This is a genomic window from Paenibacillus piri, assembly GCF_004354045.1.
Lineage (GTDB): Bacteria > Bacillota > Bacilli > Paenibacillales > NBRC-103111 > Paenibacillus_S > Paenibacillus_S piri.
Genome location: NZ_SMRT01000003.1, coordinates 135,305 through 149,870, shown reverse-complemented (window position 1 = coordinate 149,870; position 14,566 = coordinate 135,305). Strand labels below are relative to the sequence as shown.

Annotated in this window: 7 protein-coding genes; 1 reads left to right on the top strand and 6 read right to left on the bottom strand. The window is 49.2% G+C overall.

Annotated features, from left to right (window positions below; all coding sequences use genetic code 11):
* Nucleotides 1-55 precede the first annotated feature (55 nt).
* From E1757_RS08930 to E1757_RS08905, 6 genes are all read right to left on the bottom strand, one after another.
* The gene (locus E1757_RS08930) at nt 56-6,877 is read right to left on the bottom strand and encodes an S-layer homology domain-containing protein (protein ID WP_133226909.1); all 6,822 of its coding nucleotides are present in this window, start codon (nt 6,875-6,877) and stop codon (nt 56-58) included.
* A gap of 121 nt (nt 6,878-6,998) precedes the next feature.
* Nucleotides 6,999-8,090: a HupE/UreJ family protein gene (locus tag E1757_RS08925; protein WP_133226907.1), complete on the bottom strand. Its 1,092-nt coding sequence runs from the start codon at nt 8,088-8,090 to the stop codon at nt 6,999-7,001.
* 187 nt (nt 8,091-8,277) lie between these two features.
* Nucleotides 8,278-8,871, bottom strand: a complete 594-nt coding sequence (locus E1757_RS08920) for a glycerol-3-phosphate responsive antiterminator (protein ID WP_133226905.1) — start codon at nt 8,869-8,871, stop codon at nt 8,278-8,280.
* Nucleotides 8,872-9,052: 181 nt separating this feature from the next.
* Entirely contained in the window at nt 9,053-11,164 is a 2,112-nt protein-coding gene (locus E1757_RS08915; protein WP_133226903.1) for an ABC transporter ATP-binding protein, read from the bottom strand.
* Complete coding sequence (locus E1757_RS08910; RefSeq protein ID WP_133226901.1) at nt 11,161-12,972, bottom strand: ABC transporter ATP-binding protein; 1,812 nt, start codon at nt 12,970-12,972, stop codon at nt 11,161-11,163. Before E1757_RS08910 ends, E1757_RS08915 begins: the two co-directional genes overlap by 4 nt.
* 134 nt (nt 12,973-13,106) lie before the next feature.
* The gene (locus E1757_RS08905) at nt 13,107-13,430 is read right to left on the bottom strand and encodes a hypothetical protein (RefSeq protein ID WP_133226899.1); all 324 of its coding nucleotides are present in this window, start codon (nt 13,428-13,430) and stop codon (nt 13,107-13,109) included.
* 132 nt (nt 13,431-13,562) lie between these two features.
* On the opposite strand from E1757_RS08905, the gene E1757_RS08900 reads away from it, so the two are divergent.
* Nucleotides 13,563-14,543 carry a metal-dependent hydrolase gene (locus tag E1757_RS08900; protein WP_133226897.1) on the top strand — a complete coding sequence of 327 codons (981 nt, stop codon included), beginning with the start codon at nt 13,563-13,565 and terminating at the stop codon, nt 14,541-14,543.
* The last annotated feature ends 23 nt before the right edge of the window (nt 14,544-14,566 follow it).

Sequence of the window (14,566 nt, the reverse complement as noted above, 5' to 3'; positions counted from 1 at the left end):
AAAAGCTGCTTCTCAGTAGACGGACTACTAAGAAGCAGTCTGTTTCTACAATGCACTACTTCTTTAATTCCAGTGCTCTTAAAATAACGGTGACCGCTTCGGCACGTGTGCTGTTCGCTTTCGACTTCACCGTACCGTCCTCGTAACCGTTGATCAGCCCTTTGGCGGCCGCAGCAGCAATGGCAGTACGAGCCCAGTCGGATACCGTTTCGCTATCCGAGAAGCTGATGTTCTTGTCTGCCGAATCGATCTGAGCGGCGCGAATCACGATTGCTGCCATTTGTTCGCGGGTAATCAAGTCGTCAGGACCGAACGCTTTCTCGCTATACCCGTTAACAACACCAAGTGACGCTGCAGTCGCAATAGCACTCTTGGCCCAATGGGATGAGGCGTCGGCGAAGTTCTTGCCGTCTTCCGATTTAAGATGAAAAGCTTTAACGATTACGGTTACGAACTCTGCTCTTGTGATGTTGTTATTCGGCTTAAAGGTTTTGTCCGGATAACCGTTAATGGCACCCAGTTTTACCAAGTCCCGAACGCTCGCTGCGGCCCAATGCCCTTTGATATCTGCAAAATCAACATCGTTAGTCTGAGGCTTTGCACTCTCTGTTGCGGTCCCTGTTTTATCCGTTGCCAGAACGGCAAATTTAGTGAAATGTTGTACGGATCCCGATACTGTAGCTTGGTCTGGATCAACTTGGAGAGAATCCAACTGCTCCCACTTATTCGTTTGTTCGTTTAACCAGTACAGGCCTACCATCGACCTATTCAAGTCAACCTTAGTCTTGTCGAAGGGCAGAGTAATGACGATCGGCTTGCTAAATTCGCCTTCTGTATCTTTCTTAATCTCGTAGACATCGCTTAACAATTTCAATGCTTCATCTGCAGGCAAGATTGAGGTGTCGCTTACTCTAACAACGCTTATTTGAATGTTGTCGGCCGTCGCTCCGACCGGTACATCGATTTTGGCCCCATTCAAGGTTAGCGTTCCTCCGCTGGCCGCCACAATCGTACCGGAGTTAGCCGGGGCGCTACCGCCTCCACGAGTTCTGCCGCCTCCACCTATGTTGCCGTTGCCGTTACTATCGCCATCACCGCCCTGTGCCGCCGCACGGGTGACCGTAATCTTATACTCCTTCTTTGTTACCCCATCTTCTGCCGTTACCGTCACCGATACGGTGTTTTCTCCTACAGCCAGAACGCTTCCGCCTACAATTTCAACAGAAGCTTTCTGGTCTGTAGCAGAAGCTGAAACCGCCACAGAATTAATACTGTTCCCTACATTTACTGTGTAATCCAACTTATTTGCATTAAAACCGGCTACTGTCACGCCGTCTACCTTCAAATCGCTCAAGTCGGCATTCGATGAAGGTTGACTGTCGCCATCACCACCCTGAGCCGCCGTACGGGTAACCGTAATCTTATACTCCTTCTTCGTTACCCTATCTTCTGCCGTTACCGTCACCGATACGGTGTTTTCTCCTATAGCCAGAACGTTGCCGCCTGCAATTTCAACAGAAGCTTTCTGGTCTGCAGCAGAAGCTGAAACTACCACAGAGTTAATACTGTTCGCTACATTTACTGTGTAATCCAACTTCTTGGCATTAAAACCGACTACTGTCACGCCGTCTACCTTCAAGTCGCTCAAGTCGGCGTTCGATGAAGGTTGACTCTGTTGAATCTCGCTGAGTTTATTCCCAAGCATGATGCGAGCTGATCCAAGCGCATCCGGAGACTGGTTCCAGTTCTTAAAATCAGCAGCTATACCCTTGCTGATGTTCAATGCCCATTCACCGTATCCGGCTTGCTTAAGCATTTCAATGTAATCAAAATCATAAATCCCGTCTCTGATGTTTTTAAGTCTTATCGAAGGTGCCACTCCTTTAAGACCCGCCTGTTCTCCAGGATAGATGAGAATGCCCTCGCCCGGAGTTTCCACGCTGCTTGCTTCTGCGTTAACACTTGCCCAAGGACTGCTGGACCAGTAATTAACAGTCCAATAGAGCAGGCCGTTAACTCCAATGCTCTGGTTGATAAAGCCTTGATTTATTCTGTAATTGATAGGCGCGTAGTCGATTGCCCACTTCGGCGAGTAGTCATCCTGGGACATTGCGGCATATGTCCATACCATCGCGCCCTTATCGAGTGCTCTTTTGACTACCTCTTCACTATCTCCGTAGTATGTGTTGAGAATCGCATAGATGTCGACAATCGGTTTGCCTGCTCCTCCCGGATAATCATCATCTGTAAGCAAATCGTCGTATGGCTTCGTCACGACCAACTGCTTTACTCCGGCCTGATGCAGGTTATCCGCCCACGCCTTCATCGTGTTGCGGAAGGTGTCGTGATACTTCGGTTGATCATACACGAACTCAATTTCATCCGCCGTGTAATTATACAACAGCAGCCGCGAATCATGTTTGGCCGCTTCCGCAGCAATTTCATCTACTGTTGGAGGCGGGTCCATTGTTGTATCGCCATAAGAGGTGTTGCCCCAGAATCCCGTATTCAGAGCCTGAAGTCCCATGGCGATAAGCTCGTCTTCATCTTTCGGATTCACTCCCGATTCAGGGTTTATTCTATTCCTGAGCAATTCCTTATGAACGTTCACGTCATTCTTGTAATTATGATTGGTAACATAATCCCCTGGGTTGCTATTGCCATCGCCCCTGATCCCGAATGAAGTGTACAAATTAGATTTAACCGGTACGGTAAAGTTCCACACGTTCAGGCTAATTTCCCCAGAAATCTCGCCAGCTGCTGTATGTACCGTATATGTTCCGCTGTAGATTCCCGGAGCAGTGTCAGCCGGCACATTGATATCCACCCAGAAAGGCATGTTTTCCCCCGCGGCAACCGTATAAGGAATAGCTTTATATAACGCACCCGCTGTAGGCGCAGCGCCTGTCACCGGATCAATGAACGGAATCAATGCGTCCGGATACCATTCATCGGGCAGCCTGTTATTTGTTCCGCCCTGCCCTCCTTGAGTACGCGTTCCTACTTTAATAAAATGCTCGCGGTAAAGATCAACATTGGCGCTGTTGATTACATTGCCATTCGGTCCTGTTAGATTTGATATTTTCAAGTCTGAAATATCAAGAGTTTTGTTATCAGCCGCCTTGACGACGATTTGGAAGGAAGTCGTTTCGCCTTTGCCGGCGTACACTTCCGCGGCTTTTTGGATACCTGCTGCCGACGTCTTCTTCGCACGGTCAAGACTGCCCAACGTCCAAACATCAACAGCAGTTGTCACCACTAGTGATTTAAAGGTCGAAATCGCAGTTTGCAGCGCTGCTGTTGCCGCATCCAATTGCGCTTGGGTTTGATTGGCTGCATCATATACAATCGCCTGTGCTTCAGCAATGGCCTTCTGCAAGGCTGTTCTCGCCGACGCAGGTGCTTGACCAACGCCGCTGCCTTCTGCGTGATTCACTAGAAGCTGGCTCGCGGTGGTGAGCGCCGCATTCAACGCCGTTGTATCCACCGGATCCGGATCTGGCTCTTCCCCGCCGCCTGTGTAACCCGTTGTTTCAACAACCAGGTCCTTAAAGTAGACAATGGAGTTTTCATCCATTTGATTGGAGCGAATACCGATTCTCGAAATATTATTGACCTTGTTTTTTAATAAATAAGAATCCCAGTCAGCGCCGTTTAGAGTCCAATGAAATTTGCCGGCTGCAGGATCTATTTCAAGCTCCATATCATACCATAAACCTTGCTGCAAGCCTCCGATGTCTCCCTTGCCATAATCATAGTAGGGGACACCCCACATAACGATGGAATGCTCCATAGCCGACTTGCCTTCGTTGTCTTTAATATAGAGAATTGGCCCGTATGCATTTTGGGTATTGCCATAATCTTTTACAAATATTTTGTACTTAAAAGTAATATTCGTGCCATAAATAGGTTCAGGAAAGTCGAAATAGGTGTCATATGGCATTGATCGGCTATCTTTTGCTTGAATCACCTTTGTACCTGAATCGTCGATTGCCGACACGTGGGAAAGCTGCTGATTCTTCCAATTTGCAGGCATATTCCCCACGTTTACACCGGAAAGATCAAGTTCCCAGTGAGCAGGAGTTAATTCAAGCCCTGGAGGCAATCCTAAGCTCGAGTTAAAAGGCAAAGGATATCCTGCTGTTTTTACTACTGTCCACTTCCAGTCTTTAATAAAATTCCATGCAAGAGTGGTTTCATAAAAATTTTTGTCAGCGAGCTGAACTGCAGTTGCAGTGCCAACACCTGCCTGCGACACGACTGTGCCGGTTAAAGCCATGTTTGCGGCATAAAAGTTATTGGTAAGCGTGCCGCTTGCATTTGCTCCGAAAAATTGACCTGCGCCTGTCGTAGCATCAACCGATCTGTTGTAAGCAACGCTGTTCGTTATTGTTGTGATTGAACCATTACTGATGTTGCCAATAATTCCGCCAGCGATGCCATTCTTTGCTTTAACGGCACCTAATGCCAAAGAGTTTTCAATCCTTACGTCACCGCCTGAAGTTTCGCTTGTGCCGACAAGGCCGCCCACTAAGCTTGAACCGGTAATTTTGGCAACAGAGTAGCTGTTGGCAATTTTCGACGTACCTGACATACGTCCAGCAATCGCGCCAACACCTTGCCAGCCGGAAATTTCACCGGACACAGAACTGCCTTCAATACTGGAAGCTCCGGACATTACGGCGACAAGCCCGGCATAATATCCATTGCTGCCGTTCAAATTGCTGTCAACAAGATTTACATTCTTAATGGTTGCGTCATTCATATAGCTGATCAGGCCTGTGTAGACTGAGTTACCATCCACTTTCCATGTGTCCGAATATGTTAAGCTTAAGTTTCTAATGGACTTTCCATTGCCATCGAAAATGCCGCTGAAGTAACCTGCTGATCCTCTGTTGTCACCGAGCGGAAGGTACCCGGTAATTCCTTTCATGTCGATGTCATTCATCAATTTAATTTTTGCATTCATGGGCACATTGCCGCCGCGGTTTGCCATCTTCTGACTGAGTCGAAGCAACTGGGACGGCTTGCTGACTTCATACCAGCCATTGACAACCGGAGGAAGGTAAGCATCGACCTCCGATTGCTCCACCGGGGGATTCGGATATTCCCACGAACCAAGATTCTTTGCACGCGGAGTGTTTGTTATTACTACTTTCGAAGAGACGTCAAGGTTTCTAAAGCCATTTTCATCTTCTTTAAAATCACTTTCTCTGCCTTCCTCTTGTTTTGTCACCCCATCTTTAGGAAGCATCTTGATTCCCTCGGAGGTTATCGATATGCCGGTCGCGTTCACATCAATAATATGATAGCCGCTCACAACCCAGTCGGTATATTTTTCTGTATATGTGCCGGTAACAGGGTTAAATTGTCCGTATAGCGTACCGAATTGGTTGCCTGCTGTCGCGCCGGTAATATAAGTTGTTCCTGTGCCAGGAATAGTTGCCACCTGATTGTTGTTCATAAGCTTTGAACGCAAGTAAAGGTGATCATGTCCCGAAATAACAACGTCTATTCCACATTCATCAAAGGCGTCTGTGACAGTCCTCCAATATTGGGGCTGCGCAAACCTCCCATTGTATGGGCTCTGATGCATGGCGACGAATTTCCATTTTTTGTCATTCGTCTTCAGAACGGACTTCATCCAGTCAAGCTCTGCTTTAATCGCTTTATCGGAGTTCAGTGAGTAGCCTTTGTCGCCCGTTTCGTCAACATTGCTGGTGTCGGGTGAATAGTCAAGCACGAAGAAGATGGCATCGCCGTATTCATAGTAATAGGTGTTACCATCAAGGCGTTGCTTAATTGCGCCTGTTACACTAGGTTTCAAACCATCTGTTCCCGCACCTCGGTATGCCGGACCGTTCTTTGGTACGTTTATACGGCCTTTCGCAGTGACCATATAAGGATCAATCGAATCCCAGCTTCCGGTTATTCCCGGATTGCCTTCATACTCATGATTACCTGTGGAAGAATAATAAGGGGTGCTATACAAATATGGTTGCATTGCGTTGTAATAAGCGTCCCATTCCTTGGTGTCAAAACCGAAATCCACATTATCGCCTGTACTGAGAATGAAGTCTATACTTGGATGCTTAGGATTAGTAAAAGCCTCTCGTACCGCTCGTCCCATATATTTATCGTACTTTCCATAAACTGTTTCAACGTCAACACCGCTTTCCTGCGGGTCGGTTATCCAGAGAAATGAGAACTGATCCACATTAGCTGCAGGCGTTTTGAAACTTGGCGGGTTGGCCGTATCAATGACATTAGCGCCACCGTCGCCAACAGAGTAAACGTATTCTGTGTCCGGTTCAAGAACGCCAGACGCAGCTCTATGGCTGATTACGGGTGTGAGTTGCACTTCATTTTTATATTGTCCTGTAAACATCTCATATAAGTCTCGCTGGTCAATCGGGGCAGCCTCACCAATAATCGTATTAGTGAATGTACCGTTAAAACCTTCCTTTTTTGCGTAATTAAGTACCGAGGTATTAATTTCCATATCGGAGGTCACCCAGTTGAATCGCGCCTTCAATCCTTCTTTGTCTGCCGTGTCAAAGAGGAATGTTACCGATGTAGGGATTGCGCTAATTGAACCTGGTGGCGGCGTTAAAGGAGTAGCATACACCATGCTGGTCACGCTACGAGTCGTATTCACCGTGAGTGTGTTATTTCCTTGGGCAATCCCTTGCTTGTTATCATTGCCATATACAGTCCCGCTTACATTGCCGTATACATCCCCGCTTACAACAGCGTTGGTGCCTACGGCAAAAGCCGGTTTGATCATAACCGCCAAGGCTAGCAATAATAATGTCGCTGCAAGGATAGTTTGAATTTTTTTCTTACTGTGTTCGAACTTATTCATCCAAGACTTCACATTTATTCCTCCTTGCTTTCATGTTCAGTAATGATTGCATCTGCACCCGAAACTTTTGAATACATCTTGTCCCTTTCTTCAATCGCTCGATCGCATCCCACCTTTCAAGCATTGGCCTGTATTATGTGAACATTCGTTGGAAGTACCAGATCAGACCGAAACCCAAAATTCCTACTGTGATTGTTCCCTTCAACAAGCCGGACCATCGGAATCTTCTGACATAAGCCAACAAAGGGAATAACAATACAATAATAAGGGCTTGTCCACATTCCACTCCGATATTGAAGGAAGCGAGAGACAGAAGAGCGTCGAGTGTCATTTTACCTGTCAGCTCCAAAGCGTCTGCGAAGCCGATCCCATGAATCAATCCAAAAATAAAAACGACCAAGAGACGAACCTTCGAATTTGGTCCAAAAAAGCTTTCCAGAGCCGCGTAGGCAATGCTTAAAGCGATCAAAGGCTCAATAATTGCAGGAGAAACGGAAATAACGTGAAATGAGGAAAGACACAGCGTAACGCTATGGGCTAAGGTAAATACCGTAGCCACCTTCAACACATCTTTGATCTTTCGGGATCCTAATACGAGTGCCATAACAAAGAGAATATGGTCGTATCCGATCATAATATGATGAAATCCCAAGTTGATGAAGCGTTCGATCTGAATGAGGAAGCTTGTTTTACCGCTCAGGAATTCCCGCGCACTGTTTTGAAAAACAAATTGCCCTTGCTCTCCGCCCCAGTCGTAAATCACAATATTTCGATGCGACGGATCGATATCGTCAAAGAACATATGGTAAGAGATATGCAATGCTTGCGAATTTTTTTCCATGGGGTAATCCAGAAAAATATGGGCATACATACGATTTAATTTCTGTTCAACGTTTGTTTGTACCACGTGGCCTGCCACCCGTATCCCGTCAATCGACACTTCCATGTTACGATTAATATAGTCGTTCACAAGCTGGCGGTTGGTCTCAAGCTTGGCGGACATCTCCCGATCTCCTGCATTCGGTTGGACCTCCAAATCCACCACGTGACTAAGCGTGAAATACTCAATATAAAGCTCATAATGCATGAGTCTGGCTCCCGCATCCGCAGTAATTTTGGAAAACCCTACGCTATCATCCGTATGGGCCCAAGCACCTGTTGGAAATAACCACAATCCCAGACAAAAAACCAACAAAACGCAAATTCGTAAGTTGGTTACTTTCAATGTTTCGCACCTCTTTCTTCTGTCTGTCTTTCAATCTTGATCCACCAATCCCTTACAAGGCATATCGCACAACACATATAAAAAAGAGAAAGCCAAACAACAAACTAGGGCATGTTACTGCCTGTTTATTGTTTAGAGCTTTCTCTTAGTCACTCACTCCAAACTGGGGATTATGAAATTATACCATTTAAAGGGTACGAGACAAGTCTTGAAACGTAAGGTTCCAAAGGGTCGTATCACTGACTGATAGGGACGTCGCACCGGCATGCAGCACTTCGATGGTTTCTTCTTTTGTATGAATCAAGCCACTGGCAACAATAGGTATGTCGGTCAGTGTTTCGGAAAAGGTATGAATGATTTTGGCAATCACTCCCGGCATCAGCTCAATGCCGTCCGGCTGCACAGTTTGAGCCAAACTCAGCCCGTTCTTCAAAGCCAAGGAATCGATCACAAAAAGGTGAAGAATGGCGTACAAGCCGACCCGTTTGGCTTCCTTTATTAAATGGCTTTTCGGTGTGATGATTCCGTCCGCACCGACGTATTCAGCAATGAAATCCACACTTTCCTTATCGGTGCTGGACAATCCTTTAATCAAATCGAGGTGGATAAAAGCCCCTTTTTTTCTGTCCTTCGCCAAGCGGACGGAGTGAATGATTTCCTTTAAATTCCCGCCCATGAAAAAAATGTTCTGCACCTGACTGTCCAACGCCCGTTCGATCTCCTCAGGCTTGCGTAAAGCGGCGATAATCGGATTATTGCCAAGCTTGTAAAGTAAGGGCATCAGAGGAGTATCCTTTCATCGTGTGCTGCCTGATAATTTTTATTATCGACCTGAATTGTTATCGGAATATGAACTCCATATGAATCTATTGTTAATATTCGGCTGAGACTACGAAACTCCATCCTGAAATATCTAACCGTTTCTGAAGATGAAATATATCAGGAAAAGCCCCCTTTAACGCTCACTTCGCCGCCTGCGCCGGCTTCGGCTCTTTATATTGCAGCTCGTACAAGCGGTAATAGTAGCCCCGCTGCGCCAGAAGCTGATAATGGCGGCCGATCTCGCGCACCTTGCCCTTGTGCATGACGATAATCTGGTCGGCATGCTGGATCGTCGACAGCCGATGTGCGACGATCAACGTCGTCCGTCCTGCGGAGATGTTGTGCAGCGCGTCCTGTACGACCAGCTCCGTTTCCGTATCGATGTTCGAGGTCGCCTCGTCGAGAATCAAAATTTGCGGGCGGAAGGCGATCGCCCGGGCGAAGGAAAGCAGCTGCCGCTGGCCTAGCGACAAATTCACGCCGCGCTCGCCGAGCGGGGTCCGGTAGCCCTGCGGCAGCTGATCGACGAATTCGTCGATATGCACCATACGGGCCGCTTCCTCTACCTGCGCCTCGCTAATTCCAACATTGTTCAGCCTTATATTGGAAGAGATGTCGCCCGTGAACAAGAACACATCCTGCTGCACGATGCTGATGCACCGCCGCAGTTCATCGAGCGAAATGTCGCGGATATCAATGCCGTCCAGCTTGATGCTGCCCTTCTGAATATCGTAGAAGCGGTTGATGAGCTGGATAATCGAGCTCTTTCCTGCGCCCGTCGCGCCGACGAACGCAACCGTCTGCCCGGGCTGTATTGTAAAGCTTACGTCCTTCAGCACCCAATCCTCGTTATTGTAGGCAAACCACACATGGTCGAACGTAATTTCGCCACGCACCCGCTTCGGCAAGCTTTTCGGAAGGGCGGCTTCGTTGATGGCCGGCGGCTCGTCGAGCATATCGAAAATCCGTTCCGCTCCGACCATCGCCGTCTGAATCTGGTTATATTTCTCCGCCAGGCTCATCAGCGGTTGAAAAAACTGCCTTACATAATGCGTAAATGCATAAACGATACCGAACGTAATGCCTCCGTCAATGACGCTGCCTCCTCCATACCACAGCAGCAGCGCGATGGCTACGTTGCCAAGAAAGCCGATCGCCGGCTGGAAGATCGAGTTGATGACCGTTCCGCGCATCCCCGCGCGGTAATATGCCGTATTGTGATGCTCGAACTGGTCGCGCTGCCGCTCCTCCCGGATAAACAGCTGCGTGATGCGGATGCCGGATAAATTTTCAGCCAGAAACGAATTTAACCGGGATAAAATCGTTCTCGAGGTACGCTGCGCCTTCCGTACCACGATCCGGTACCAGATCGTCAGCGCCGCCAAAAAAGGAATGACGGCGAACGACAGTAAAGCAAGCTTCAAGCTAAGCTGCAGCATAATCGCCACAATCCCGATCAGCACGATCACGTCCTTGACCAGGTTGACGACAACCTGGGAATACAGCTGGTTGAGCGCCTCCGTATCCTGCGTTACCCGCACGACCAGCCGTCCGACCGGGTTGCGGTCGAAGTAAGACATCGACATCCGGCTCAAATGGTTGAACAGCTGCTCGCGGATGTTGAATATAATCGTCTGCCCCGTATACTGCAGCAGATTGCTTTGCAAATAGCTGAGCAGCGCCGCCCCGAATACGGCCAGCAGAAACAAGACTCCCAGCTGTATAAAGCCGGCGTAGTCCTGCTTGCGGAACAGCTCCGACGCTTGCCCGTCAAGCTGAACCGCTTCATAGACCTGCCCTTCAGCGGTAATGCGCAGCTTGCCCGGCGTATCCCCGGACAGCTTCACATCCGCCTGCTGCGAGGGCAGCCAGCCCGCGATCATGTATTCGTTATCACCGACCGATACGATCTGATGCCGCTCGGCTCCATCGGGAAAGCTTCCCCGAGCGACGGCATCCGCATCCAGCCTGGCGTAATCCCGGCTGCCCCAGCTGGTCAGCCTGCCGTAAGGCTCCAGTTGGCTCCTGCTGCCGCTATCTACCGAAAGCATCGGCTTGTGCAGCCCGTTAATATGTCCGTCTATCGCAACTTTAATCAAGTACGGTCTGGCCAGATCGGCTACGACAACGAGAAAGGCGAGAACGATGCATAGCAAAATCATTTTCCAATACGGCTTTGCGTAAGCCATAAGCCGTGACAGCATTTGCGAGTCCTTGTATTTTTTGACTTCTCTCTCTGCGTGTATGTTCATGCTCCCGCTCCCCCATGCAGTATTCGCGCTTTCGCCGGCTTTTCCGGCTGTTGTCCGTCCTGCCTCTCGGCTTCCTGATCCAGCAGCTGCTTGCGGTACATATCCGCATACAGTCCGTCAAGACGGACAAGCTGTTCATGCGAACCGCGTTCGACGATTTCCCCTTCGTCCATGACGACGATTTGATCCGCAGCCTGAACCGAAGAAATACGGTGGCCGATGATGATTGTCGTCCGCTTGTTCATGACCGATTGCAGCCCTTCCAGAATCAGGTCCTCCGTAATTGTATCGACAGCGGACAGGCTGTCGTCGAAGATGAGAATCGACGGCCGTTTGATAAGCGCCCGCGCGATGCTGACACGCTGGCGCTGCCCGCCGGACAAAGAAATGCCCCGCTCGCCCAACGCGGTATCGAATTGCTCCGGAAACTCGACGATATTGTCGTACACCTGGGCGATTTTGGACGCCTCGATCACCTGCTCGTCCGTATACGGCTTCGGATCGAACCCGATATTGTCGCGAATCGTCGAGGAGAACAGAAATTGATCCTGCGGCACGATCCCGATTTGGCCGCGCAGCGTGCGCAGCGGAATTTCATGAATATCGTGACCGTCAATGAATACCGTCCCCCGCGGCGAATTGTACAGCCTGACCAGCAGATGCACCAGCGTGCTTTTGCCGCTGCCGACGCGTCCTACAATCGCCAGGCTGCTTCCCTTCGGCACGGTCAGCGAGATATCCCGCAGCGTCGGCCGGTCGGCCTCGGGATAAGCAAACGTCAGGTTGCGGATTTCGATATCGCCGTCGATCCGATCGATTTCCTGCTTCGCAGCGGTATCGTCGACGACCTCCGGCTGCGTCCGGAAAATGTCCATCAGCCGAATTTCGGACGCTTTGCCGCGCTGCAGCAGGTTGACCACTTTGCCCAAATTTTCAATCGGGCCCATGAGCAGCGATAAGTACGTATTGAAGGCGACAAATTCACCGAGCGTAATCGCGCCTTTCAAAACCATGATCCCACCGAACACGACCGAGACCAGGAAGCTGAAGCCGACGATCCCGGTGCTGAGCGAGCTGAACAAGGAGTTCGAGCGAACAAATCTGCGGTTCATTTCGACGGCATGCCGATTGTCCTTCGTAAACAGCTCGCGTTCCTCCCGCTCCTGGACGAACGCCTTGACGACGCGAATGCCCGCCGTAAACTCCTGCACCCGGCTTGTCAAATCGGAAACGGCCGCCTGCACATCCGTGGACTGCTGCTGAATCCGTTTGTTGAACCGGTACGCTAATATACTGAGCAGCGGCAGCGGCAGCATCGTGACCAGCGTCAGCAGCGGATCGACCGTCGTTACCATGGCGACGACCGATATCAGAATGAGCATGACCGCTTCCATAATGTTGAAGTAGCCTTGCATCGTCACCTCGCGGATAACCCCTACGTCGCTGATCGCATGCGACATCAAATCGCCGATACGCTGATTGTTGAAATATTGCGCCGACAGCTTCTCCCAGTGGGTGAACAGTTCGCCCCGCACCCGCGTCTCCAGCATGCGCGCCAAACGAAACAAATAAATTCTGCTGGTTGAACGGAAAAAGGCGACGCCCAGGCCGACCGCCGCCATCCACAATCCGAATGTAATCGTTTGCTTGTAGGTTAATGTCGAACTTTGCAGCTTGTCGGTAAACTGCCCGAGCAGCATGGGAATGAACAGCTGCAGCAGACTGGATATGGACAATAATGCAAAGCCCGTCAAATAAGACCACCGGTTTCTTTTAATATGATTCCAGAAAATATTCTCTCTCTCCATCCGATTCCCTCCGCGTGCATTCTGCATAGATGCTGTTTTCTATAAGCAATAGCCGTACTTGTTGTTAAGGCTATTGTTAAGATTACCGCGATCGGAAGAAAGTTGCCATGGATATAATCATCTTAAATTATGGACTATCTTACTTTTTCAAAATACCATATATGAATCTTCGCCGCTCCTCCCGGCACCCATTGATTCAGCTGCAGCCAATCCGTATTGTCGAAATTCAGGCGGTCAGACGACTCATTTGCAGGACGTTCGGACTGCAGCCGGACAGCCTTGAGCAGCTCGTATTCTTGCCTTGAAAGCCCGCTCCAAACCTCGACAAATAAACCGGGCTGGTCCGCTCCTTCATACAGCTCAAGCTCCGGGTAAGCCGCCCTCACCCGCTCCATCCAATTTGAATACACTGCCTTGTACTCTGTAAATATTTGGTACTCGATAAACGTCTTATGCATGTCACCATATCCTTTTTGCTTTATTTTACTGAATAAAATGATACACTAATCATAGAACCAAATCTCGATAAATGCATCTTTTTTCGCAGCAGGATGCTTTTTTACGGAAAACAACTCAGGAGGGAATTCCCCATGGACAGCGCAACACACCTGGTGATCGGATTCGGATTAGCCGGTCTGGCTTACATCGATCCTGTCGTAGCAGCAGACCCTATGGTTTCCACCGCCGTCATGATCGGAACGGTCATCGGATCGCAAGCGCCTGACGCCGATACGCTTCTCCGCTTGAAAAGCAACGCGGTCTATATCAAAAACCACCGCGGCCTTTCGCACTCATTGCCTGCGGTCGCGCTGTGGAGCGCACTGATTACAATGGCATTAATGCTTATGTTCCGCGGACTTCCGGTCGGACATGTCGCATTCTGGGTATTTTTGGCCGTGGCTTTTCACGTGTTTACCGATCTGTTTAATACATACGGCACCCAGGCAATGCGGCCGTTCTCGGATAAATGGATCTCATGGAACATCATCCATATATTTGACCCTGTTATATTTCTTTCCCATATTGCGGCAATTTTTTTGTGGACTGTTCATCTGGCCGACCCGGAGCTGATATTTCCGATACTTTACTCCGGCTTGGCGGTATATTACGCTTGGCGTTCGTGGTATCATTATTATTTGGAATCGCAGCTCTACCAGAAAGACCCGACGTACAGCGAAGGCGACCGCTATTATTTAATTCCGACGTTTCGCCTGCAAAATTGGCAGATCGTCAAACGGAAGCCCAAAGGCCGGTTTATGTTGGGCGAATTCAGAAACAGCCGGATCAAATGGGTGGACGAAGTGCAGAGCGCGGTTCATCCGGCCGTGGAAGCTTCCAAGCGGCATAATGATATTGCGTCGTTCCTTTATTTTACGTCGTTCGCTTGCGCGGAACTGCGCTGCCATGACTGGGGATATGAGGTGTATTGGGCCGACGTCCGTTACAGGCACCGCAAGCAGTACCCGTTCGTCGCCGTGCTGCTGCTGAACAGCAAGCTTGAGCCGATGGATTGTTATGTAGGCTGGGTTAACGATTCGCGGCTAGGCAAAAAGCTGCGAGTGAATCTGTAGATGCAAGTTTCTGTCCGAAGTCA